The sequence below is a fragment of the Mucilaginibacter sp. RCC_168 genome (genome assembly GCF_041355315.1).
Lineage (GTDB): Bacteria > Bacteroidota > Bacteroidia > Sphingobacteriales > Sphingobacteriaceae > Mucilaginibacter.
Window position 1 is genome coordinate 34,565 of the sequence record NZ_JBFUPN010000024.1, and the last position, 23,961, is coordinate 58,525.

Below are 23,961 nucleotides of genomic sequence, written 5' to 3' on the forward strand. Positions count from 1 at the left end.
TGAAATCGTTATTTGGCAATATAGATTACTTTCACCTCGTCGCCACAAAAGTAAGAGGAGTCCCTTTTCATTGTAAAAATAATATCCTTATCGTGTAATACCTCTACTGTTTGACTATCCAGCCACTTTGCCGACACTTTTTTTCCCTGGCCGGTAAAATAAAGAACCGAGCCACCGCCGCTACTCCACTGCATATTTGAACCCGTATGGATATAGTTATCATTAACATACTGCTCACTAACTTCGAAATTTTTTAGCCCGTCAGGCGCCGTTATATTAACAAGTTCGATACTTTTATATTCAAACTTAGGCTTAATACGTCGTTTCGCCTTGTCTTTAGGCTTACTGATCTTTTCTAAAAAGTTATGGAGCAGAATTCTTCTTTCATCCAGCATATCAGCGTCAGCACCCAGGTCGCCCCATACTTTAAGATCCTGATCGGTCAGGATTATCCTTTTAACTTCATCAAAAATCCGCTTATCCTGCGCCTTTGTTTCCATTGTGCCAAAGCAAGACCGAACAGGGCATTATTCCGTGTATCTATATCGGTAAATTCATCTTCAAACATCTCCACAACCTGTTTTGATACATTTGATGGATGCTGGCCCTGATTGTAGAGGGTAAAGAAATTGGAATAGATATCAAGAAATGTATCGTTGCTATCGATGGAGGTATTCCAGGTGCCCATGTGAAATTTCAGTTTAGCTGTACGGAGCAAATATAAAAACAAAAGCGGCAGGTTTTTCAACCCGCCGCTTCAAGCTCTGTCTTATCACAAAGTAATGTATTTATGGCCAAACACCAAGGTTTTGGTATGATACGGCTATTTTGTTGATAGCGCCTACCATGGCTGCATTACGCAGGGTTTCGATCTTAGGGTTGTTTTTGTAGATCTCTCTGATCTCATGGTATGAGCGGATCATAGTATCTTCCAGTCCGGAATTTACCAGTTCCAGTTCAGACGCGCCTTTGATGATGGTTGAACGCTGCATTGGTGTTAATGATGTACCGGTGATGCCTTCGACCATGTTTACCAGGTTAAGGTTTGAGTTTTCTTCAAACCTGCGGTTCATACGGCCAAAAGCCACATGGCTCAGGTTTTTTAACCATTCAAAGTAAGATACGGTTACACCGCCTGCATTAGCATACATATCCGGGATGATCAAACCGCCATTGGCATAAAATATAGCCTCGGCTTCCGGTGATGTTGGACCATTGGCACCTTCGGCAATAATTTTTGCCTGTATATTACGGATGTTATATTCAGTGATCTGGTTTTCCAAAGCAGCTGGCACCAGGATATCGCATGGTTGCTCCAGGCCTTCCATGGTATTGGCAAATTCGCGAAGGGCACCGGCATAGCCTAAAATAGAACCGGTTGCTTTACGGTGCTGGAAAACAGCTTCTACGTCAAGCCCGTCTTCGTTATAGATAGCGCCTTCAAACTCGCACAAGCCTACAATGATGGCACCAAACTCAGCCAAAAATTTAGCCGAATAGTAGCCCACATTACCCAGGCCTTGTACAATTACTCTTTTACCTGCTAAACCTGGCAGCAAGCCCAATTTCTGCATATCCTCGCCAACGCTTACACATTCGCGGATGGCAATAGCCACACCACGACCGGTAGCTTCACGACGACCAGCGATACCATGTAACGCGATAGGTTTACCGGTAACGGCACCCATGGCATCCAACTGACCTGGGTTCATGGTAGCATAGGTATCAGCAATCCAGCTCATTTCGCGCTCGCCCGATCCATAATCCGGAGCAGGTACATCAATGCTGGGGCCAATAAAGTTTTTCTTGATCAATTCAACAGTATAACGGCGGGTGATGTTTTCCAGCTCGCTTACGGTGTAGTTTTTGGGATTTATTTTGATACCGCCCTTGGCGCCGCCAAACGGAACGTTCACAATGGCGCATTTGTAGGTCATTAAAGCGGCCAGTGCCATTACCTCATCTTCATTCACCATTTCGCTGTAGCGGATACCGCCTTTGGTTGGCGATTGGTGGTGTGAGTGTTCAACCCTCCAAGCGTCGATCACCTCAAAACCATTGCCCCTGCGGATAGGGAAACGGAAGCGGTAAACACTGTTACATGATTTGATCTGGTCTAATAAACCAGCATCATGTTTAGTAAACTGCGCTGCGTAATCGAAGTTTTTACATACGTCGCCAAAGAAGTGGGTATCCTGATCAGCAACTAAAATATTCGTAGCCATAATTGTTATATAAATATTAAACTCTTAAAAAAGTGCACAAATTTGGTACATTTTTTATCAATATCGCAAATATTTTATTGTTAGTGTTTCAGATACACCTTATAACAACGGTACAAAAACCATGTTTAAACAAGATAGGCAAATTTTTTGAACTATTTTTCTTTTTCGATTTTTTTTAATCGACGGTCGATAGAGAACAAGTAAAAGGCCAATCCGGCAAAAATTATCACTATAGTAGCCACCACAACGTATATTTTGCCCGAGCTACGTAATACATTATCCATTTCAACTGCCGCGTTTTGTTGTGCAAAAACACGCGCAAAACTTAACATCAGCAGTACTAAAACTATAAGCTTCTTCATTATTAATTTTCGTTCTTTTTATATTCAATTAAGCGGATACGATAACGTACCGAGGCTATCCAGATGCCCATAAAACTCCAGGCAATAAAGGCAGGATATAATACCATGCGCATACGGTTATCCAGATCGAGCTTACCAAAAGCGGGGTTACCACCATTACCTGGGTGCAATGAATCAGTCATCCGGGGTAGCACCATAATCAGTACAATCATTACCGGGAAAGCAAAAATGTTATATATGGCCGATATTTTGGCCCGTTTCTGCTCTTCGTCGATAGAGTTACGCAATACCGAATAAGCGCAGTACAACAAGAAGGCTATGGCGGCGCTGTTCTGTTTTGGATCGTTGCTCCAAAATTCGCCCCAGGTATATTTGGCCCAAAGCATACCGGTTATCAGCCCCAGCACAAAAAAGAAAAGACCGGTATTGGCACATTCTACTGCAATAAGGTCATACTGCTCTTTGCCCGTATTTAAGTATTTGATACTGTAATAAACCGAAATAGTAAAAACCGTAAACATGGCCATCCACATAGGCACATGGAAATAGGTATTTCTAATTGTTTCGTGAACTATAGGCAGCTTGGGCACCCCAAGCAGTAAACCGGCTATCAGTGTGTAAATAATTACGATCACTGTTAAAACCTTCCACCAGGATTGATAAATAAACTTCATATTGATTGATGGGCAAATGTAGTGAATTATTGGTTCATTGGTTTACTTGTTCATTAGTTCATTGGTCTTTTATAGTTTATTTATGACCAGTTATTGTCATTTGATTATGCCGCGTTTACCAATGAACAAATGACACCAATGAACGAGTGAACCACGTCAGTCCCCCGGTTCATAATCTACCGGCAGCAGATCGGCCAGCTTGGCTTTGGACCAGGTACCTTCATAAAGCGGACTTGGGTTTGATATTACGATGCCGTTCATATCAAACAAAATATAGTTACCGTAAAGCGTTACAATGCTGGTTTCATAGTTGCCCATATCCAGCGGACGGTAAACATCCTTAAACTCCGTAGTTTCTTCTTTTTTGGTGTATACTACGTATAAAAGATGCGGAAAAACAACAGCATATATGCCTTTTTCGGGTGTTTTGCGCAATATTTCCATGGATTGATAAGGGATGCGGCTCAGGTTTTCCCGATTCCATTTGGTAAGATTACTGATCCTATACCAGTTCACTAGCGAATCGCGGTTGGGGGCGATATCCCGGTATCTTTTGATCTTTTGCAGTATCAGGGCTTCGTCCGGGCGTTCGCGGTTCAGCATGCGTGTAAAATCATGCGCCTCAAAGCCTTCTTCCTTCAGCCGGTCTTTATATAACGACCGGTAAAAATGCTGTGCAGAGCCATAATACGCCTGCTCGCGTTTTAACTTCCATGCCTTTTTTTGCTCTGCCGAACCGGGCAGTTCTTCAAACAAGGCCTTGCCGGCATATTGTATGGTATGTTCAATAGCATCGCTTACAAAATTTTTGAGCAGGAATTTGGTACGATATCCCAATGCATGGTTCTCCACCACCAGGAACTCATCGCCAGAGGCTTCCAGTTGCTGTTTGTTTCGATGATAAATGAGATTGAGAATATGCGGATTAACCACCCGGCAAAGTTTGGAGTTTTCGGTAGTACCAATAAACTCACGCCTGAATTGCTCGTAGTTCTTTTTCCAGTCGGCCGCGCTGCTGATCACTACTTCGCGCAGCATCAATACTTTTTGGGTAAGCTCAATATTGAGTTTCAAGGGTACGCCGCTCACCTGTATGGTTTGGGAATAATCCTCATAGCCAACGGTAGTCACCACCAGTTCATACTGACCGGGCTTAACACCTCCGAGGGTAAATGAACCATCATCGGCTGTAACCGTACCATAAGTGGCATTGCTTAAAAACACGCTGGCCCGGGCTACCGGATTTTTGCCGTTGGCATTAACAATAGTACCGGTAATAGTAGTATTTTGAGCTATTACTACAAATGGGCAAACTATAAAAAGAAGAATGATCCAATAAGGCCGCATTAATGAGGGATACAATTTTTTTCCAAGGTACTAAAAAACACATTTTTTATGAACGCTTGATGAAATTACCGGCATTTATTTACTGAGACAAGAAAGTTACAATGGAAGTTGGTTTGATAACAACTCTCACATCTGTTCCAATACTTGAAAAACATGTCATTGGAGCGCAGCGTGGCAATCTCCTTATTGTGCTTCCGCATCATGCTTACTTGAATTGAACATGATGAGATTGCTTCGTCGTGCCTCCTCGCAATGACATGGTTTTTAGTTCTTTTTAAACGGGAAAATATAATACACTCTCTTGTTTGCTCTATTTTCTCTTGATTCCTGACTCTTATCTCTTGATTCTATAATATTATCAATCCCTCCAAAGGAAAGGAAAAAGTAAAAGCGCGGTGGTGATCACGATGGCGTTAATGGCGCACAAAACGCCTATGTTACCCAGGCTCAGGCTTCTGTCTATCCCATCCATCGCGTTTTTACTGAGGCGAATAAGCACCAGGATCACCGGTATAATCACCGGAAAGCTCAGGATAGCCATCAGTGTACCGTTATTACCCGCCTTGGAGGCGATGGCCGATATCATGGTGAACACCGTTGAAAAACTCAGGCTGCCCAACAACACAGTTAAGAAGTAAAACAGGGGATCGCCAAGAGTATTGGTAAAAAAGACCATGTACACCAGCAAAGCCAATATGCTTAACAGGGCCATCAGCAAAACATTGTAGATGGTTTTTGACAGGATAATAGCCTGCGGACTGGCAATGGAGTAATAATAAAGCAAGCGGCTCTTGCTCTCCTGCATAAAGCTTTTGGCTATAGCATTAACCGAAGCAAACAGCATAATGATCCAGAACAGTACGTTCCATACCACTTTGTAACCGTTACTGCCGCTAAAACCAGGTGTGAGGTTAAAGGAAATGTAGCAAATAAAAACGGTTGACACCACGTATAACAAAACACCATTAAAAGCATATTTTGATCGCCATTCGAGCAAAATCTCTTTTTTAAGCAGGTGCCAGGTTTCGTTAACGAGTTTCATGGCGTCAAAGGTAATTATTTGGTTCATTTGTTCATTGGTTTATTGGTGCATTGCTTTGCTTGCATTGACCATTCTTTTGCCTTGTCTCTCTATTCGTCTGCGGCGGAAAGAGGGGTAACTCACTCGCGTCATTGCTGATGGTACGAAGCAGGAGCCCCCTCTAAGTTTCCCCCAAAGGGGGAGACTTCAAAAAAAGCACTTTAAAGCCCTCTCCTTTGGAGAGGGTTGGATGAGGCTCCTGTTTCGTACCTCGCAATGACGCGATTTTTATGAGATCGTCCTGACACGTACATTTGACCAATTGTATCAATTGCATTAAATTTGAAAAATCGGCAATCCATTATCAACCTGTAAAAAATAAAATTCATGCCTGTTGCTTATTGTAATACCCCGCTTGGCATTACCCGCATTATTGAAGAGGACGGTTTTATCGCTTCCATATCGGCAAGGGATGAGGAGTATGAAATTACACCGGCACCTACCCCATTGCTGCAAATGGCCATCGATCAGTTAGATGAATATTTTAAAGGCGAGCGTAAGGAGTTTGATCTGCCCTTGAAACAGGCAGGCACCCCTTTTCAGCAACAGGTATGGGATGAGTTACTGCAAATAAAATATGGAAGCACCATTACCTATGCCCAGCAATCAAACCGGATGAATAGTCCGCTGGCCATAAGGGCCATAGCATCGGCAAATGGCAAAAATGATCTGTGGATTGTGGTGCCCTGCCACCGGGTTATTGGTTCTGATGGCAGCCTAACCGGTTATGCAGGCGGTTTGTGGCGCAAGAAATGGTTGCTGGAACACGAAGCCAAAGTGATGGGCATTGGCCAAACCAAGCTTGATTTTTAGCGATTATACCACCTCCTTTAACAACTGACTCATTTTTTCATGTAGTTGATACGGCTGAAAAGGTTTTGCCAATACATCATTCATACCAGAGGTAATAGCCTGTTCCTGCTCGTGCCCAAATGAAGATGCGGAAAGGGATATAATAGGGATGCTTCTTTTGGGTTCTTCAAAATCAACCCGTATGGTGCGGGCCGTTTCATAGCCGTTCATTTCGGGCATGTGCGTATCCATTAAAATAAGGTCGTATTTTTTGGTTTTCAGTTTTTCGATCAGCTTACGGCCGTTATCAACCATTTCAACTTCCACATTCCAGTCTTTGAGCATTTTCGATAGCATGAACTGGTTCACCATATTATCCTCGGCCACCAAAACAGTAACATTGTTAAAAGGGTTCAATACCTTATCGGGTTTACTGTTCATTTTTTCAACGGGTTTTGCTGCTATAGTATGCCAGTTTATAAAATTAAAAGTACTCCCTTTACCTATCTGACTGCTCAAGGTAAGCTCCCCGCCTTTTAACTCGGCCAGTTTTTTTACTATAGTTAGCCCAAGCCCGGTACCGCCATATTTGCTTACGGTGTCTTCTTCGGCCTGTTCAAATGATTCAAAAATTTTGCTGAGCCTGTCGGCCGGGATCCCGATGCCAGAATCTTCAACGCTGTATTTTAATTTAACCTTATCGTTATGTTTTTGCAATACCGATACCTTTAGTTTAACATAGCCCCTTTCGGTAAATTTAATGGCATTGCTCAGCAGGTTCATCAAGATCTGGTTCAGGCGGAGGGAATCAACCATGAGATCCGACGGCACATTGTTTTCTATCTCCAGTATAAATTCGATATTGCTTTCATCGGCCCTGAATTTAAGCAGGTCAAACGCTGCCTGGATAAGCTCACGTATATTATTGGGGGTACGTACAATATTAAACTTGCCGGCTTCTATTTTGGAGATGTCCAGCACATCGTTGATAACGCCTAACAACGATTTTGACGACGTTTCCAATAAATTAAGCATGTTCTTTTGCTGCTCATTTAGTTCGGTACGAAGCAGCAGGTCGGTTATGCCAATAATACCGTTAACCGGCGTACGCAATTCGTGGCTCATATTGGCCAAGAAGGTTTCTTTTACCTTTTTGCTGTACTCCGCATTTTCTTTTGACTTGATCAGCTGTTCCTGGTAACTTTTTTGCGGAGAGATATCGCTAATGTTTAAAAAGATGGTTTTATTGTGATAAGATGCACGGCATTCTACCCATATTACCCGCTTATCAAAGGTTTCAAACTGCAATTCAAAAACGGCAAAATTGAGGTTGTCTTTGATGATCTCTCCCAGTTTTTTACGAAACAGCGTTTTTTGATTTTCAACCGACAGATCAATAATACTTTTACCCAGCAACTCGGCCGATTTAAAACCCATGATGGTTTCAACCGCGGGGTTAATATTACTGATGCGGAGATTTTGCGCATCAACCGAACAAATAATATCGGCAGAGTTTTTTACAACGATGGCAAAGTTCTGCAGCTCTTCGTTCTTTAACCTGATCTCGGCCTGGCTGCGTGCCAGGTGCACAAATGAATCAACCTTGGCCGATGTAATATAAGGATCAAGCGGTTTATATAAATAATCAATAGCACCAGTACCCAAACCTTTTACAGCGTACTTAGCCTCTTTAGATATAGCGGTCACAAATATCACCATGATATCCCGTGTACGCGGATTTGATTTGAGCATTTCAACCAGCTCAAAGCCATCCATCTCGGGCATCTGCACATCAATAAGGGCAATAGCAATATGCGTGTCCCAGGCAATTTTCAGGGCCTCATTAGGCGATGTTGTAGAGAATATGCGAATATCATCACGCTTTAATAATGCTTCAAGCGCAACAATATTTTCTTCTCTGTCATCAACAATAAGAATATTAACGGGACTCATTTAATGCTAATGTAAGTGAATTACTGGGTATGTAAAAGTTTAAATATCTCATCTGTACGTAATATATATCCGGCTGCCCCATTGTTTATGGCCGATGCAGGCATTTCATCCATTTCAGCATCTTCCGGATGCTGGGCTATGGTAACGGCCCCGCTGTTTTTTAATTTCAGCATCCCTTCGGCGCCATCCTGATTGGCACCCGATAATAAAATAGCCATGCAACGATCTTTATAAACCTCAGCAGCGCTTTCAAAAGTTACATCAATGGATGGCTTGGAATACCAAACCGCCTCGGATACATCCAAACTAAAATACCTGCCTTTTTCTATGAGGGTGTGATAATTGGCCGGTGCTATGTAGATCGTATTTTTTTCAAGAACGTCTTTATCTTCAATTTCCCGGAGTGACATACGGCTGTTCTCGGCAAAAAGTTTCGCTATTTCGCTAAAAAAATTCCGCTTACGGTGGATAACAATGATCACCGTTTTACCAAGATCGGCCGGAAGCAGTTTTACCATCTGGAACAAAAGTTTAAACGACCCCGCAGAACCACCCAGCAATAATAACTCGGTCGTACGCCAGCGTTCGAGTAAATTTTTATCAGGTCCCAATTTTTTGATAAATATTTTCCTTTTGATTGATCACCTTGAACTTTCGCTTAAAAGTTTCTGACCGTATGGTTTCTTTACTGCCTAAACATAAATAACCTAAGGGACACAAACTTTTATAAAACAATTCCAGTATCCGTTCCTGCAGCTCTGTTTCAAAATAAATAAACACATTGCGACAGCTGATCAACTGAAACTCGTTAAAAACATCGTCAGATACTAAATTATGTACCGAAAACAGGGTATTCTGCTTCAGCTCATTATGCACCGACGCCGCATCATACAAAATAGTAAAATTATCTGATATAGAGCCGGTTAAGCCCGTAAACTGATAATTTTCTGCATAGCTTTTTATGTTGCGTAAACTATATATTCCCTTACGGGCTTCCCTCAATACTTCGGTATTGATATCGGTACCGTAAATGAATGATTTTTTGCTGAGCCCTGCCTCGCGCAGTAATATGGCCAGGGAATAAACCTCTTCGCCTGTAGAACAGCCCGCACACCATATTTTGGCATGCTGGTAGGTTGACAGATAAGGCATTACCTGCAAATTAAGCGCTTTATAAAACGACGGATCACGAAACATTTCGGTAACGTTCACCGTAATTTCTTCTAAGAAATACTGAAAAAAATGCTGATCATTAACCAGAGTGTGTTTCAGATCATAAAACTCCATCTTTTTCAATTGCATAATCCTCACCACCCGCCTTTTTAACGAGGCTTTGGTATAACCCGAAAAATCAAATCCGTGCACCCTTTTCACCAGGTCAATCAATTCGGTTATCTGGGTTGATGTTATAGCAATATCACTCATATCAACTCTCCAACCACAACTGCATCAATGAAATAAGCCTGTCCATATCAACCGGTTTGGTAATATAATCATTAGCGCCGGCAGCTATACACTTTTCCCGGTCGTCTTTCATTGCTTTTGCGGTTAAAGCTATTACAGGCAGCTTGGCCCATTTGTTTTGCTTGCGTATATACCTGGTGGCTTCATACCCATCCATCTTAGGCATCATGATGTCCATCAGTACAATGTTAATGTCAGGTACTTCCTCCAGCTTGGCAATGGCTTCTTCGCCATCATTGGCTATCTCCACTACCAGGTCATAACTTTGCAGGGCACTGCTCAACGCGAAAATATTGCGCATATCATCGTCCACAATAAGCACCTTTTTCCCTTTCAGGGCACTTTTACCTTTCGAAGGTAGTTTTATTTTAGTAAACGCAGGCTGCTGATCATACTGGGCGCTGTTTGATTCGCTGATCTTGTTCAGGAACAGGTTTACTTCATCGATTAGCCTGTCGGCCGATTTGTTGGTTTTTACCACCATGGCGTTGGCATATTGCATGAGGCGGTTAACCGATGCCTTGTCGAGCTCCATGGCCGTGTTCACAATTACCGGGAGCGACGCGAAACGATCCACCTCCTTGATCTTGTCCAGCAGGTCGAGCCCGGAAATATCAGGCAGGTTGAGATCCAGGATCACGCATTGGTATTCGTTTTCATGCAGCATCCTGAAGGCCGATTCGCCATCAAATGCCTGGTCGACCGTAATACCCTGGCCCTGCATCATATCTTTCAGCGCTTGGCTTTGGGCCTTATGATCTTCAACCAATAATATCTGTTTGAATTTGGTGCCGCTCTGCAGCATGATATCGGCAAAAAGCTTATCCAGTGTTTCGGTACTGATTGGCTTTTTCAGGAAGCTGATAGCACCTTCACGCCGTACCCGGTTTGCGGCGGCATCACCCGCCGACATCAAATGCACGGGTATGTGCATGGTTGCCTCGTTGTTCTTCAATTCCTTCAATATCTGCCAGCCATCTTTGCCTGGCAGCATAATATCCAATATCACAGCATCGGGCATATGTTCTTTCACGGTTTCAACAGCTGCAGTTCCCTCATGAACCATCACTGATTTATAGCCATGATCGCGGGCATAATCCTGCAGTATGTGGGCAAAGTTCTTATCATCTTCCACAATCACTACTAATGGTTCGCGGCCGCTGTCAATAGCTGTTTTGGCTACTTGAGCTAAAACCGGGCTCTCGGTTTTAAAGGTTTGCGCCGTTGGTAATATCTCTTCTTCATGAGGCGCCACCTGTATAGCCTTCAATGGTATGGTGAGCACAAATTCGCTGCCTACCCCCTGTTCACTGCTCAGACTGATGCTGCCGCCAAGCAGCATGGCCAGTTCGCGACTTATTGAGAGGCCTAAACCCGTACCGCCATACTTACGACTGGTTGAGCCGTCGGCCTGTTGGAATGCCTCAAATATGATACGCTGCTTTTCGACGGGAATACCGATACCCGAATCTTTAATGGCAAAGCTTACCGTACCTTCTTTTGCATCCGGCTTTGCAGTAATAGTTATAGAGCCGTTTTCGGGAGTAAATTTAAACGCGTTGGAAAGCAGGTTCTTGATCACCTGTTCTACACGTACCTTATCGGTAAATATGGTTTTCGGCAAGCTTTTGGCAAGGTGGGTGCTGTAGTTGATCTTTTTGTTGCTGGCCACCTCGGCAAACAGCATTTCCATATCGTTCAAAATATCGGATACTTTGATATCCTCATTTTGCATATCCAGTTTGCCCGACTCAATTTTCGACAGGTCGAGGATATCGTTGATCAGCGTAAGCAGATCGTTACCAGCGTTAAATATTACGCTGGCATATTTTACCTGGTCTTCGGAAAGATTGGCCGGTTTGTTATCTTTTAATATCCGGGCCAATACCAGGATGCTATTCAGCGGTGTGCGAAGCTCATGGCTCATATTGGCCAAAAACTCCGATTTATACTTACCCGTTACTTCCAGCTCGTCAACTTTAAGGTTGATGGCGGCGCGGGCCTGTTCAATAGCTTCGTTCTTTTCTTCCAGCAGGCTGGCCTTTTCTTCCAGTTCGGCATTAATGGTGCGTAGCTCCTCCTGCTGCACGCGCAACTCCTCTTCCGATGCCTGCAACATTTCTGTTTTGTTCACCAACTCTTCGTTGGTAACACGCATTTCTTCCTGTTGTGCTTCCAGCTCTTCGGCTTGTTGCTGGGTTTCTTCAAACAGGTCATGCATAATGGTGCGCGCCTGGGCTGTATTTACGGCAATACCTATATCATTAGCTATTGCCACTATGTAATCGTTATTGTTGGGTGTTAGCTCGCCGGCGTAAGCTACTTCCAGTACGCCTTTTAATTTTTTATCAAAAAAGAAAGGGACAATAAAGTTTTCGGTTAAAGTTTCTTTGATCAGCGACGATTCGAGGTCGAACTTTTCATTCAGCTTGCCTTTAACAACCGCGGCTTTTTGATCCGCAGCTACCTGCCCAAGCCATCCTTCGGCTAACTGAATATTTTTCTTAATAAACTCAGGATTGTGAAATGCGTACGAAGCGTATAACTCCAGGCGATGATGTGTTTCGTTGTACAGGTATAGCGTGCCCGCGGCGGCCTTGGTATAAGTACAAACTTCGGTGAGTATATTTCCGGATAGTTCCTTTTCGCTTTGCTGGCCCTGCATTTTTTCGTTTAGCTGCCCGGTGCCGGTAAGCAGCCAGTTTTTGGCTTCGTTTTCGGCCAATACTTTACCCAACTCGGTATTGGTCACCTTAATTTCGGCCTCGATTTTTTTCTGCCGATCAAAAGTGCGTTGTATGTAAAAGAATAATATCAGGATAATGACCAGGAATATAAATGAACCACCCACAATAACCCGGATAGCGGTAGTGGAAGCCGTTTCTGAACTGAGTTTACGTGCAGCCAATAAACTATTTTCCGCATCAATAATGTGGGTATTGAGCTGGCGTATCTCATCCATGCTCGCTTTCCCATTGGTAAACATCTGGTTTTGCACCATGTAATCAAGTCCCTTGCTTTCACGTGCTTCAATATTTTCTTTTAAAATACGAAGCTGTTCAGATACTGATGACACTAAGGAATCGACCCGCTTAACCTGGGTAGGGTTATCTGTAACCATTCTCTTTAATTCCTGCAGATCGCCGTCGACCCTGGGCAACGCGTCATTATATGGCTCGAGGAATTTTTTATTACCTGTGGCACTGTATCCACGCATACCGGTTTCGGCATCTATCATCAACTGCAACAAATTTGTTGATGTGCGGATAACTTTCTGGGTATGGTCAACCCATTTATTATCCTCCTCAAACTGATGGATGCTGTTGTATGATAACACCCCAACTACTAAAACCAGAATAATGGATACTACAAAGCCGGCTAAAACCTGCTGGCGGAAAGAAAACTTTAACATTCAGACCTTTTGTTTATATTACAAATATGTTTAAAAAAAAAAACCTTTTTACTATTTAAAAGGACAATAAACATTTAAGGAATAGTTAATTGAGGGGATTCATAATCAAGAGCCTTGATAGTAGAACCAAGAGTTAAGAATCAAGAGTCGAGACTAAAAACGCCGGTTGCTTAAATACGTCTTCACTAACTTAAATGAAAACCGGGAGCCAAGATTATTGCTTTTCTTGATTCTTGATTCTTGACTCTTGGTTCTTGATTCTAATTCCCCGCATCTTCGGCTGCCTGTGCTGGTTTAATGTATGTTTTAGGTTTGCTGCTTAACGCGCCTGCAATGGCCAATATTACTCCCGAGAACAGCACATACCAGCCCCATTTAAACCGCACATGCCGGGTTAAGTAGGCATCGAGTTTTTTAAAAGGGATAAAACTAAAGGCGGTTTGCACTTTAAATATAGAAGCCAGTAACAGAAGTATCACCAAAGCCAGGGCCATCCAGGAAGCTGCCTTTATAATTTTTGGCTGGTTTAAAAACGACGCGGCAACGCCAACTACAGCTACCAACGCCAGCACCAAACCATACGGTTGGTTAAGCTGATAAACATTCCAGTTAAACAAGCCAAGCGGCCGCAGCAAAGGGCAATAGGTACCCGCAAAAAGCAGCACAAAACCCAGAAACGATAAAATAGAACTGATACGCATGTTGGTGAGTGGTGAATTGGTGAGTAGTGAATAAGCAATTGTATATAGTAAGTGGTGAATAAGGCATTATATAGTAAAGTAGTGAATGGTTATCAACTTTAGTGGAGATAGCATTTTACACTTTTCTCTCACTATTCACCACTCACTACTCACCAATTCACCACTCACTAAATTATTGTTTTATTTCCATTTTATCGGCAAAGTGGGCGCAATAGTCGCGCAGGTCTTCTACGATGTTTTTTTCGCCGGTGGCGCGTAAAAAGCTGTCGCCCATGGTTTGCAGGGTTTCATAAAAAAAGCGTTTCATTTCATCAACGGGCATATCCTTTGTCCACAGGTCAATACGCAGGGTATTTTTGTAGCTTTGATCCCACAGGGCCAGCATCATTGATTTTACAGGCAGCGCCTCTTTGTTTTGCGAATCTGTCGATTCCCACAGGATGCTTTCTGGTACATTGTTATCATCAAGGCTTATAGTCAGCTTTATTTCAGCAGTTTTCATCCGAAAATAATTAGTGAATTATTGAGTTAGTGAATTAGTGATTTTTATCCTCCTCTGTAAAAAAAATCACACAGGGAGGGGGTATTGATTAATGTTTTTATAAATAACTATTTGAGGTCGCAAGTATCTTAAATTTTAAACAAAGGGCATATAATGGGTTTGTAATTATTTAACCTTTGCCTGGCCTCTCTTCATCAAATAATTGTCCATCTTAGTGGCTTTATTCAAAAACGGGTGTCATGCTGAGCTCCGTCGAAGCATGGAGGGAGGGCCTCTGCGCTCTACCCTTCGACGGAGCTCAGCATGACACCCCTCTTTGGATTATCAATTATTTAACCAATAAAAATATAACGGCTACCAGGGCTATAAAACACAGTTCTATTATCCATAGTTTTTTTAGCTCGGCAAAAAAGTTACGGAATATCAGGTCCAGAAAAAACACCACCGCCGCAAACAGTAAAAATATCCAGCCAATGGTAGTGCTCCAGGTTTCCAGCGGCCTTCCCGCGATGTGGGCGCCATAGATCCAGATATAAACCGCCGCCACAATAAAAAAAGTAGTAGCGAAATTTAAAGGGGTGATGCGAAGCTTCAATTTAATTAGTGAATTAGTGATTTATTGAATTAGTGTTTTTTTATTAGTAGGCGAAAAATCTTTTAATGGCTTCATCTGCACATCTGAAATCTGCATATCTGCACATTTGCATTATCGTTTTTTTCTGGATGATTTACTGTTCGGATTTTTTTTACCTACTTTACCATAACGGGCCTTGTCTCTGGTGGCATCGAACTTTTTGCGCTGGTTAAGGGTTTTCTTTTCGTGAAAGGCGCCTTTGAAATCGGGATCTTCCTTGCGTTTCTGCATGTCGATCTCCTTGTTCTGCTCCTGCCTTTCATCGTAACCGGTTTCCTCAACAAACACATCATCGGGTATGGCCGATACAGGAATGCTTTGTTTGATGAGTTTTTCGATCTTTTTTAAATAATACTCCTCTGCCGGACCGCAAAAGGTAATAGCCTCACCAGATTGCAAAGCCCTGCCTGTACGCCCAATGCGGTGCACATAATCTTCAATTACCACCGGTACATCAAAGTTGATCACATGGCTTACATCACTCACATCAATACCGCGCGATGCCACATCGGTTGCTACCAGAATTTTCACCTCATCGTTCTTAAACGAATTGATGGAGTTGATGCGGGTATTTTGCCCTTTATTGGCATGTAGCACCCGAACACCGTTTTCGCCATATTTGCGTAGTAAAAACTTGTACACGTCTTCGGCAGCGATACGGGTTTTGCAGAATATGATGAGCTTGGTGATGTCACCTTCCAGGTCAAGCAGCTTTTTGAGCAGGTTGATCTTGGTTTTGTTATTGGGCACATGGTATAAATGCTGGTTTACCGTTTGCGCCGGGGTAGCCTGCGGTGTTACCTCAATTATGGTTGGATACTCCAGGAAGTTATTGGACAGTTCGTGGATCTTATCGCTCATGGTAGCCGAAAAAAGCAGGTTTTGTCTTTTCACCGGCACCACTTCCAGTATGCGGTTTATCTGGGGCATAAAGCCCATGTCCATCATTTTATCGGCTTCATCCAATACCAGCACCTGCAGGGTTTTGGTTACGATGTGCCCGGCCAGGTAAACATCCATAAAGCGGCCGGGGGTGGCTACAATAATATCAACCCCTTTATTGATCTGCTCTATTTGTGTTTTAGGTCCCAATCCACCATAAAGCACCACCACACGCAAATCGGTATTGGCGGCAAATGTTTTTACGTTCTCTTCAATCTGCATGGCCAGTTCGCGCGTTGGCGAAATGATCAGCGCCCGCGGATTTTCGCCCTGGGCATATTTGAGCTTCATGAGGATGGGCAACACATAGGCCGCCGTTTTGCCGGTGCCGGTTTGCGCAATACCCATCACATCCTGCCCGTTCAGTATCGGGGGGATGGCCTTTTGCTGTATGGGCGTAGCTTCGGTATAACCGGCATCAGCTATCGCGTTCAATATTTGCCGGTTAAAATTAAATTCTTCAAAAGTTACAGCCATGGCGCAAAGATAGGTTTTTTGGAAATAGATTTGAGACGTGAGATATGAGATGTGAGATTGGGGGACGTCTGGCGGCGATAGACTCACCCCGCCGGCGCTTCGCTGGGCGCCCCTCTCTCCGGTGCAAAGAGGGCAAGAAACTATCCACGGACGTCATAGGAGGAGGAAAGACGTGGCAATCCCCGATATGCAGAGCGACTCTGTAAGTCGGGGATTGCCACACTACGTTCGCAATGACGCATGGAGAGAAGGAGCAGAAACTGAAGACAAGACCGGCGAGCATAGCGATAACCGGGTGAGTAGATTGTACTACATACAATCCAATTTCATCTCAAATCAACTTTCACATTTATATCCTAAATTTGCCCCACAATAAATCCGAAACAGCGTAGCCTTTTTGGAAATAAATAAATCCGAATTCGAACATCCCAAATCCGAAATATAAAACATGTCAACAATCCTCATCAAATCAGCAACAGTAGTAAACGAAGGCAGGCAATATGTAACTGATATCCTGGTAAAAGATGGTTTTATTGAACGGATAGATTCAAACATTGATAGCCCTGCCGATGAGGTGATCAACGCCGAGGGCCTGCACCTGCTGCCCGGCTGTATTGACGACCAGGTGCACTTTCGCGAGCCAGGCTTAACGCACAAGGCCAATATCCATTCCGAATCGCGCGCTGCTGTGGCCGGTGGTATTACCTCGTTCATGGAAATGCCTAACACCGTACCTAACACTTTAACACAACAATTACTGGAAGATAAATATGAGATAGCATCACGCAACTCCCTGGCTAACTACTCCTTTTTCATGGGTGCATCAAACGATAACCTGGAAGAAGTGCTGCGTACCGATGCAGCCAACGTTTGCGGTGTAAAAGTATTCATGGGCTCATCAACCGGGAATATGCTGGTAGATAATCCCCGTACGCTGGATAACCTGTTTGCGCAGTCGCCCATGCTGATAGCCGTGCATTGTGAGGACGAGGCCACCATCAAAAGCAACCTAAACCATTACAAACAGCTGCTGGGCGATAACCTGCCGGTGAAGCTGCACCCCAAGATCAGGAGCGCCGAGGCATGCTACCTGTCATCGTCCTTAGCAGTGGAACTGGCCAAAAAGCATAATACCAGGCTGCATATCCTGCACATATCTACCGCGCTGGAAACGCACCTTTTTACCAATAAGATCCCATTGCAGGACAAGCGCATTACCGCCGAGGCCTGCGTACATCACCTGTGGTTCAGTGATGCTGATTACGAAACCAAAGGCAATTTTATAAAGTGGAATCCGGCCGTAAAAACCGCACAGGACCGCGAAGCTGTTTTACAGGCTGTGCTGGATGGCCGCATCGATGTGATCGCTACCGATCATGCCCCGCATACACTGGAAGAAAAGGAGCAGCCTTACCTGCAGGCGCCATCAGGCGGACCGTTGGTTCAACATGCCTTACCGGCTATGCTGGAGCTATATCACCACGGCAAAATAACGCTTGAACAGATAGTCGAAAAAATGGCACATAACGTAGCCACCCTTTTCCGGATAGACAAGCGCGGCTACATTCGCGAAGGCTACTGGGCCGACCTGGTGCTGGTGAATTTGAATAAACCCTGGAACGTGAACAAAAGCAATATCTTATACCACTGCGGTTGGAGCCCTTTTGAAGGAACCACCTTCCGCTCACAAATCGCCTATACTTTGGTATCAGGTAATATAGCCTACGCTCACGGAAGTTTAACTGAAGGTAAAGCCGGCAAGCGTTTGAATTTTAATCATTAATAAAATTCATATTTTTAAAATACAGAATTTTCTGGAGAGGGAATAACCTCAAAAGCACGTCATATAACCTATAATACGAGCGAAGCGTGGCAATCCCCTCGCGTTCTCATGGATAAGAATAGCTACGAGATTGCCACGCTTCGCTTGCAATGACATGATGGGTTAAGTATCGGTAACCTACTCCACCGCTACATAGATCTCTACCCGGGCATCTTCCGGGTTGCAGCCACTGCAGCCATATACATCAAAATCGGCGGTGTATTTGCGGTTAAGATTACTGTTCCAGATGTATTGCCAGGTTTCGGCCACCCGGTCAGGCAGCCAGCTTTTGGCCGTAAATTTCACATAAGTGCCGTGCGCTACTGCCAAACTAACCAGACCTTCCGGAATGTTATCCAGTGAATTTACTTTGCAGCCCAACACAGCGGTATACGGCCCGGTATGGTCTGTTTCATAATCGGTGTAAATGCAATGCACTTCATCGCTTACCCTGTTTTCGATCTGCGGTAAAATGTTATCGTCCATAAAGCGGCACCAGAGGTCGCCGATATCTTTAGCCGCCTGCCCGTTCTGGTTGGTGGTACGTGTGGAGATCCCTAACAAAAAGAACCCTATTACATCTATCTTATCCATAATTGAAGTTATCACTATTTGTTATATTGATATATAATTAATTTTATATCAATTTTTTATAACACTTATATGAATTATTTATTTAATACAATAATTACTCGATCATTTTTCTCAATCTGTCAAAAACGCCGTGCCAGTTTTGTTCTGAATGCTCTTTGGCAGCCTCATCTTTGATATTATCCTGGGTAATGATGAGCGTAGTTACACCATTACTTTCGCTCAAACTGTAGGTAATGTTGGCATAGTTTTCGGGCTTATCTTCGGTGCCGGCCATGCTGCTCCAGTAATTATACTTTACATATTTGCCTGGGTCGATCTCCAGTATGGTACCATGATCGTGATAAGCTTTGCCCTCCCATTCGCCGCTGAAAGAAATAGGCTCCCCTACCCTCCATGTCGACTCCAATTTGGTACCAAAAAAGTAGACTTTTACCATTTCTGGATCAGTTAGGCCTTGCCAAACTTTAGCTGCAGGCGCTTTAAATTTTAATTCGGTGGTTAATGTTAGATTTTTCATTTAAGTAATTTGTTTTTTAAAGGTAATGAAGCTATCATGAGCCGGTTTACTCATTCAGATTGCTGAACTTTAGCTCATGATGGTTTCATAATGCAGTTTATTTATGGTTTATAATGGCCTCACCTAAATCCTCTCCAAAGGAGAGGACTTTACTTGGTTCGTGTCCTTTTGAACCCTCTCCTTTGGAGAAGACAGGGTGAGGCACCCCTGTTATCATTTGTTTTTTGATCAGTTCAAAATCCTTTTCGCCTATTTCCAGGAAGCCAAAACGGAAAGGGTAACCCCATGATTTTTTGTTGATAATAAAGTCGAGTTCATCAACCAGCGGAACAATAGGAGCTTCGGTACTTTCGTAAAATTGGATGTTGCGGCGCCAGGGTATAAAATCCTCTGTCATTTTATGCTGATAGATCTCCTCGCCAACGGCCTGTCCAATGGCGGTAAAGGCTTTGCAAGGTTCAGTACCGTTCATACTTTGTTTTGGCGAATAAAAAAGCATCCAATCGCCTGCATGCACTTTTTTTAGAGCAGACTGTTTACCATGATTGGCCTGCATAAAGCCGCCGGCTATGCCACGGGCTATATGATCTTTTGATGCTACGGTTATCCAGTACTTCATAATTAGTGAATTAATGATTTAGTGAGTTAGTGATTTTATGCTTCTTGTAAAAAGTCACAAAAACACTACCATAAAGTCATGAGTACTAAGTCGTAAAGTCATGAGTCAAATTTGTTTTCTGACTCAGAACTTCAGACTTTCGACTAAAGACTTTGTAATGGTTAAGCAAAGTAAATACGGGGGAATGACAACCTTATGTCAGCAGGAAGAAGTAACGTTTAATTATTTTTTTGAACGATGGCCGCGGCTATGGTTTTAACCTGATCAATGAGTTCCTGGGGTTTCACAATTTCGGCACAATCACCATACATCATAAACCAGCGGGCAAAGCCTTCTATAGATCGCGTCAAGAAAGTCATCTCGATCTTATTGCCCACCACTTTGTCGGACACAAAGCCGCTGTAATATTTCTGGTAATCCAAATGACGGGCTATCTCTTTATCCACCCGGATCAGTACCGTTTCCAGCTGCTTTTCTTTGGCGGTTTGTTCAATATAAGCTTTAAGGGTAGGATGCTTGCTGTGGTTGTAAGAAGCATCGGCTATTACCGCCTTGCGCATCCTATCTATCCTAAAGTCTCGGTAATCGTTACGTAAACGGCAAAAGGCTATTAAATGCCAGTAACCATCCGCAAAAAAAATACCAACCGGCTCTACATCTCTTTTGGTTGCCTCCTGGCTGTGCGCGGCAAAATAATCAAGCGTTAACAGTTTTTTTTGGGCGATACTGTCCAGTATGGTCTGGATGTGGTCGGTATTGGCTGCCGGCTTATGATACCTGTTTTTCAACACCTCAATACTGCCGTCAAGATTTTCCAGGATATCCTTTTCGGCAGTCTTAAGGATGGCCCGCACCTTATACATGGCCGACTGATGATGTTTCATGGTACTGGTATCCGTCATTTTTTCCACAAACTTTTCGGCGGTTAAAAAGGCGGTGGCTTCCTCGCGGGTAAACATTACCGGGGGTAAACGGTAGCCGTCCATGATCGAATAGCCTACACCGGCCTCGCCCATAAGAGGGATGCCTGCTTCTTCCAGCGTTTTTACATCGCGGTAAACCGTACGCAAGCTGATATTAAAACGCTCGGCAATGTCAGAAGCTTTTACTACCCTGCGCGATTGGAGCTGTATCAAAATTGCCGAAATACGGTCGATGCGGTTCATAACTTCAAATTAAGCAAAAAACAAACTACCTTTGATGAATTATTTCGGATTTCGGATGTTCGATTTCGGATTTAGAAAATTCATACTTAATCGAACATTCAAAATCCAAAATAAAAACAAATCCCAAATCGAACATCCGAAATCCCAAATTACAAATGGCCAACCCTATTGAAGATAAGATCATAACCCTGGAAACCTATTATGATGTAATGCTGGCACATATTATGCGCACCAAGCTGGAAGATAATGGCATACCCTGCTTTATTGCCGACGAAAATACCATCGGTGCCAATCCGCTATATAACCAGGCTGTTGGAGGTGTTAAACTCAAAATATTTGAACGCGACCTGGAGCGCAGCCGCGAAATACTGGCCACCGAGGGCGATTTACACGAGCAGGACCATATAGAAATTGATGAGGAAACCAATAATGTGATCATCTGTCCTTTTTGCGCCTCTACCAATATCGGTCCGGCAGATCCGGGTAAGTTCTCGACTTTTCTTTCGGCTGTTTTCCCGTTTTACAATACCAAAGCCTGGCATTGTTTTAACTGTTCGCAGGATTTTGAGTAAAGTTGGAGTGGGTGCGATGATCAAGTGCGGGTGCGGGAGTGATGTGAGGGTTATAATCTGAAATTCAGCCTCTCGCTCTTTACACACCCCATCTCTGCAACCCGCTCTCACACTCACACTCGCTCCGGTAAACACGTACCTAAGTTTTTTATATATTAGCAGCATGTATAACCGCCGTAAGTTCATCAAAATATCAGCCGCGGGCGCTTCGCTTGCCGCATTATCCAACTCTGCTGTAGCCAAAGCTATTTCGTCAACTACCGACACTACTTTGCCCATCGTCATATCCACCTGGGATTTTGGCATCATTGCCAATAAAGGCGCCTGGAAGGTACTCTCAACCGGTGGCCGCGCGCTGGATGCCATTGAAGCTGGTGCACGCATACCCGAAGCAGAAGATATCAGCAGTCATACTGTTGGTCGTACAGGCCTGCCCGACCGTGATGGTCATGTTACGCTCGATTCCTGTATTATGGACGAGAATGGCAACTGCGGCTCGGTAGCTGCTATGGAAAACATTGCCCACCCTATTTCGGTAGCCCGACTGGTGATGGAAAAAACCCCGCATGTGATGCTCGTAGGAGAAGGCGCCACCCAGTTTGCGGTTGAACAGGGCATGAAAAAAGAAAAACTGTTGACACCAGAGTCTGAAAAGCTTTGGAAAGAATGGCTTAAAACAGCCAAATATGCCCCGGTAATGAATATTGAAAACGGTCAGAAGCCAGGAAATAAATATAACCACGATACCATCGGCATGCTGGCTATTGATGCCAAAGGCAATATATCCGGCGGTTGCACCACCAGTGGCATGGCCTTTAAATTGCATGGCCGTGTAGGTGATAGTCCTATCATTGGCGCCGGTTTATATGTGGATAATGAAGTAGGCGGCGCCACATCAACCGGTGTGGGCGAAGAGGTGATCCGCAATGTGGGCAGCTTTTTGGTGGTTGAGTTGATGCGCCAGGGTTATTCACCCGAGGATGCCTGCAAGGAAGCTGTTCGTCGTATCATCAAAAAGAAACCTGAAACCGCCAAACAGATCCAGGTAGGCTTTTTAGCCATCAACAAAAAAGGCGAATATGGCGCTTATGCTATACAAAGCGGCTTTTCCTTCGCGGTTTGCAACGCGCAGCAGCAGGATCTGCTCATTAAGGGCAAAAGCTTTTATTAATTGGTTCATTAGTTCACTGGTTCATTAGTTTATTGGTCTTAGCAGAGGGCTTGCTAATTATATAATGTTTACTAATGAACGACTGAACTAATGAGCCAATGAACTAATAAACTAACGACTAACGATAATCTTAACCAACTATGATTAAACCCGTTAATCTTGAAGTTTGCGCCAATTCGGTAACATCGGCACTGGCAGCCCAGGAAGGTGGGGCCGTACGGGTGGAATTGTGCGAAAATTTAAAAGAAGGTGGCACTACTCCCTCGCACGGGCAAATACTAATGGCCCGCAGCTTACTGCACATTAAATTATATGTACTGATCCGTCCGCGTGGTGGTGATTTTCTATATTCCGATCTGGAATACAAGATCATGATGGCCGATATCCGGTATTGTATCGATGCTGGTTGTGATGGAGTGGTGATAGGTATGTTGAACCCCGATGGTTCCATTGATACCGGGCGCTGCCTGGAAATGGCACGCCTGGCCCGCCAATGGGGACTGGGTGTTACCTTTCACCGCGCGTTTGATATGTGCGCCAACCAGGACAAAGCGCTGGAAGAGATCATCGAAATGGGCTGCGAGCGCATCCTGACCTCGGGCGGCAAAAGCACTGCTATGGAAGGCGCTACCGTGATCAATCACCTGGTGCAAAAAGCCGCGGGCCGCATCAGCATTATGCCGGGCAGCGGCGTAAGCGAAGCCAACGTGGCCGACCTGGTACATTTTACCGGCGTAACCGAAGTACATTCATCGGCCCGCACCAGCGTACAAAGCAAAATGCAATACAAAAATGATCATATCCTGATGAGCAACGAGCCCGGCGATGAATACAGCATCGACCTAACCAGTGTTGATAGGGTTAGGAAGCTGGTTGAGTTGGCTAATAGCTGAGGGATAGAATCAAGAGGTTAGAGTCAAGAATTAAGATTTAA

At 43.9% G+C, this 23,961-nt stretch carries 24 protein-coding genes; 5 read left to right on the plus strand and 19 right to left on the minus strand.

The genetic code is table 11. The features are described 5' to 3' along the window. Window positions 1-8: 8 nt before the first annotated feature. The 7 genes from AB6735_RS21635 to AB6735_RS21665 all read right to left on the minus strand — a co-directional run bounded on the left by AB6735_RS21635 (window position 9) and on the right by AB6735_RS21665 (window position 5,650). The gene (locus tag AB6735_RS21635) at window positions 9-500 is read right to left on the minus strand and encodes a hypothetical protein (RefSeq protein ID WP_370998154.1); all 492 of its coding nucleotides are present in this window, start codon (window positions 498-500) and stop codon (window positions 9-11) included. Beyond that, window positions 449-730 carry a hypothetical protein gene (locus tag AB6735_RS21640; RefSeq protein WP_370998155.1) on the minus strand — a complete coding sequence of 94 codons (282 nt, stop codon included), beginning with the start codon at window positions 728-730 and terminating at the stop codon, window positions 449-451. The genes AB6735_RS21635 and AB6735_RS21640 overlap by 52 nt, the downstream gene beginning before the upstream one ends. A gap of 58 nt (window positions 731-788) precedes the next feature. Next, the gene (locus AB6735_RS21645; protein WP_370998156.1) at window positions 789-2,225 is read right to left on the minus strand and encodes a Glu/Leu/Phe/Val dehydrogenase; all 1,437 of its coding nucleotides are present in this window, start codon (window positions 2,223-2,225) and stop codon (window positions 789-791) included. Window positions 2,226-2,377: 152 nt separating this feature from the next. Then, window positions 2,378-2,587 (minus strand): CcmD family protein, encoded by a 210-nt coding sequence (locus AB6735_RS21650; protein WP_370998158.1) that lies wholly within the window; start codon window positions 2,585-2,587, stop codon window positions 2,378-2,380. Between the two features lie 2 nt (window positions 2,588-2,589). After that, window positions 2,590-3,261 (minus strand): cytochrome c biogenesis protein CcsA, encoded by a 672-nt coding sequence (ccsA, locus tag AB6735_RS21655; protein WP_370998159.1) that lies wholly within the window; start codon window positions 3,259-3,261, stop codon window positions 2,590-2,592. A 156-nt stretch (window positions 3,262-3,417) separates the two neighbouring features. Continuing rightward, window positions 3,418-4,608, minus strand: a complete 1,191-nt coding sequence (locus AB6735_RS21660) for a carboxypeptidase-like regulatory domain-containing protein (RefSeq protein WP_370998160.1) — start codon at window positions 4,606-4,608, stop codon at window positions 3,418-3,420. 358 nt (window positions 4,609-4,966) lie between these two features. Beyond that, window positions 4,967-5,650, minus strand: coding sequence for a heme exporter protein CcmB (locus AB6735_RS21665; protein ID WP_172336915.1), 684 nt, complete (start codon window positions 5,648-5,650; stop codon window positions 4,967-4,969). A gap of 366 nt (window positions 5,651-6,016) precedes the next feature. Here AB6735_RS21665 and AB6735_RS21670 point away from each other — a divergent pair, with 366 nt between their 5' ends. Then, window positions 6,017-6,502: a methylated-DNA--[protein]-cysteine S-methyltransferase gene (locus tag AB6735_RS21670; RefSeq protein ID WP_370998161.1), complete on the plus strand. Its 486-nt coding sequence runs from the start codon at window positions 6,017-6,019 to the stop codon at window positions 6,500-6,502. Between the two features lie 3 nt (window positions 6,503-6,505). Here AB6735_RS21670 and AB6735_RS21675 read toward each other — a convergent pair whose 3' ends face one another. The 8 genes from AB6735_RS21675 to AB6735_RS21710 all read right to left on the minus strand — a co-directional run bounded on the left by AB6735_RS21675 (window position 6,506) and on the right by AB6735_RS21710 (window position 16,566). Continuing rightward, window positions 6,506-8,434 carry a response regulator gene (locus AB6735_RS21675; protein WP_370998162.1) on the minus strand — a complete coding sequence of 643 codons (1,929 nt, stop codon included), beginning with the start codon at window positions 8,432-8,434 and terminating at the stop codon, window positions 6,506-6,508. A 20-nt stretch (window positions 8,435-8,454) separates the two neighbouring features. Next, window positions 8,455-9,045 carry a chemotaxis protein CheB gene (locus tag AB6735_RS21680; protein ID WP_370998163.1) on the minus strand — a complete coding sequence of 197 codons (591 nt, stop codon included), beginning with the start codon at window positions 9,043-9,045 and terminating at the stop codon, window positions 8,455-8,457. Further along, window positions 9,035-9,859, minus strand: a complete 825-nt coding sequence (locus AB6735_RS21685; protein ID WP_370998164.1) for a protein-glutamate O-methyltransferase CheR — start codon at window positions 9,857-9,859, stop codon at window positions 9,035-9,037. Before AB6735_RS21685 ends, AB6735_RS21680 begins: the two co-directional genes overlap by 11 nt. 1 nt (window position 9,860) lies before the next feature. Further along, entirely contained in the window at window positions 9,861-13,310 is a 3,450-nt protein-coding gene (locus AB6735_RS21690; RefSeq protein ID WP_370998165.1) for a response regulator, read from the minus strand. 260 nt (window positions 13,311-13,570) lie between these two features. Next, the gene (locus AB6735_RS21695) at window positions 13,571-14,011 is read right to left on the minus strand and encodes a hypothetical protein (protein ID WP_370998166.1); all 441 of its coding nucleotides are present in this window, start codon (window positions 14,009-14,011) and stop codon (window positions 13,571-13,573) included. A 172-nt stretch (window positions 14,012-14,183) separates the two neighbouring features. After that, window positions 14,184-14,513: a gliding motility protein GldC gene (gene gldC, locus AB6735_RS21700; protein ID WP_370998167.1), complete on the minus strand. Its 330-nt coding sequence runs from the start codon at window positions 14,511-14,513 to the stop codon at window positions 14,184-14,186. Between the two features lie 328 nt (window positions 14,514-14,841). Next, the gene (locus tag AB6735_RS21705; RefSeq protein WP_370998168.1) at window positions 14,842-15,108 is read right to left on the minus strand and encodes a hypothetical protein; all 267 of its coding nucleotides are present in this window, start codon (window positions 15,106-15,108) and stop codon (window positions 14,842-14,844) included. A gap of 111 nt (window positions 15,109-15,219) precedes the next feature. Then, the gene (locus AB6735_RS21710; RefSeq protein WP_370998169.1) at window positions 15,220-16,566 is read right to left on the minus strand and encodes a DEAD/DEAH box helicase; all 1,347 of its coding nucleotides are present in this window, start codon (window positions 16,564-16,566) and stop codon (window positions 15,220-15,222) included. 448 nt (window positions 16,567-17,014) lie between these two features. Here AB6735_RS21710 and AB6735_RS21715 point away from each other — a divergent pair, with 448 nt between their 5' ends. Beyond that, on the plus strand, window positions 17,015-18,349 hold the full coding sequence (locus tag AB6735_RS21715; RefSeq protein WP_370998170.1) for a dihydroorotase: 1,335 nt from the start codon (window positions 17,015-17,017) through the stop codon (window positions 18,347-18,349). A 177-nt stretch (window positions 18,350-18,526) separates the two neighbouring features. Here AB6735_RS21715 and AB6735_RS21720 read toward each other — a convergent pair whose 3' ends face one another. The 4 genes from AB6735_RS21720 to AB6735_RS21735 form a co-directional block, all read right to left on the minus strand. Then, entirely contained in the window at window positions 18,527-18,997 is a 471-nt protein-coding gene (locus AB6735_RS21720; protein WP_370998171.1) for a GyrI-like domain-containing protein, read from the minus strand. Between the two features lie 79 nt (window positions 18,998-19,076). After that, on the minus strand, window positions 19,077-19,499 hold the full coding sequence (locus AB6735_RS21725; RefSeq protein WP_370998172.1) for an SRPBCC family protein: 423 nt from the start codon (window positions 19,497-19,499) through the stop codon (window positions 19,077-19,079). A gap of 97 nt (window positions 19,500-19,596) precedes the next feature. Further along, window positions 19,597-20,118, minus strand: a complete 522-nt coding sequence (locus AB6735_RS21730) for an EVE domain-containing protein (protein ID WP_370998173.1) — start codon at window positions 20,116-20,118, stop codon at window positions 19,597-19,599. 218 nt (window positions 20,119-20,336) lie between these two features. Then, window positions 20,337-21,284, minus strand: a complete 948-nt coding sequence (locus AB6735_RS21735) for a helix-turn-helix transcriptional regulator (RefSeq protein WP_370998174.1) — start codon at window positions 21,282-21,284, stop codon at window positions 20,337-20,339. Between the two features lie 155 nt (window positions 21,285-21,439). On the opposite strand from AB6735_RS21735, the gene AB6735_RS21740 reads away from it, so the two are divergent. From AB6735_RS21740 to AB6735_RS21750, 3 genes are all read left to right on the plus strand, one after another. After that, on the plus strand, window positions 21,440-21,856 hold the full coding sequence (locus AB6735_RS21740) for a DUF2007 domain-containing protein (protein ID WP_370998175.1): 417 nt from the start codon (window positions 21,440-21,442) through the stop codon (window positions 21,854-21,856). 163 nt (window positions 21,857-22,019) lie between these two features. Next, window positions 22,020-23,027, plus strand: a complete 1,008-nt coding sequence (locus AB6735_RS21745) for a N(4)-(beta-N-acetylglucosaminyl)-L-asparaginase (protein WP_370998176.1) — start codon at window positions 22,020-22,022, stop codon at window positions 23,025-23,027. A gap of 140 nt (window positions 23,028-23,167) precedes the next feature. Next, entirely contained in the window at window positions 23,168-23,920 is a 753-nt protein-coding gene (locus AB6735_RS21750; RefSeq protein ID WP_370998177.1) for a copper homeostasis protein CutC, read from the plus strand. The last annotated feature ends 41 nt before the right edge of the window (window positions 23,921-23,961 follow it).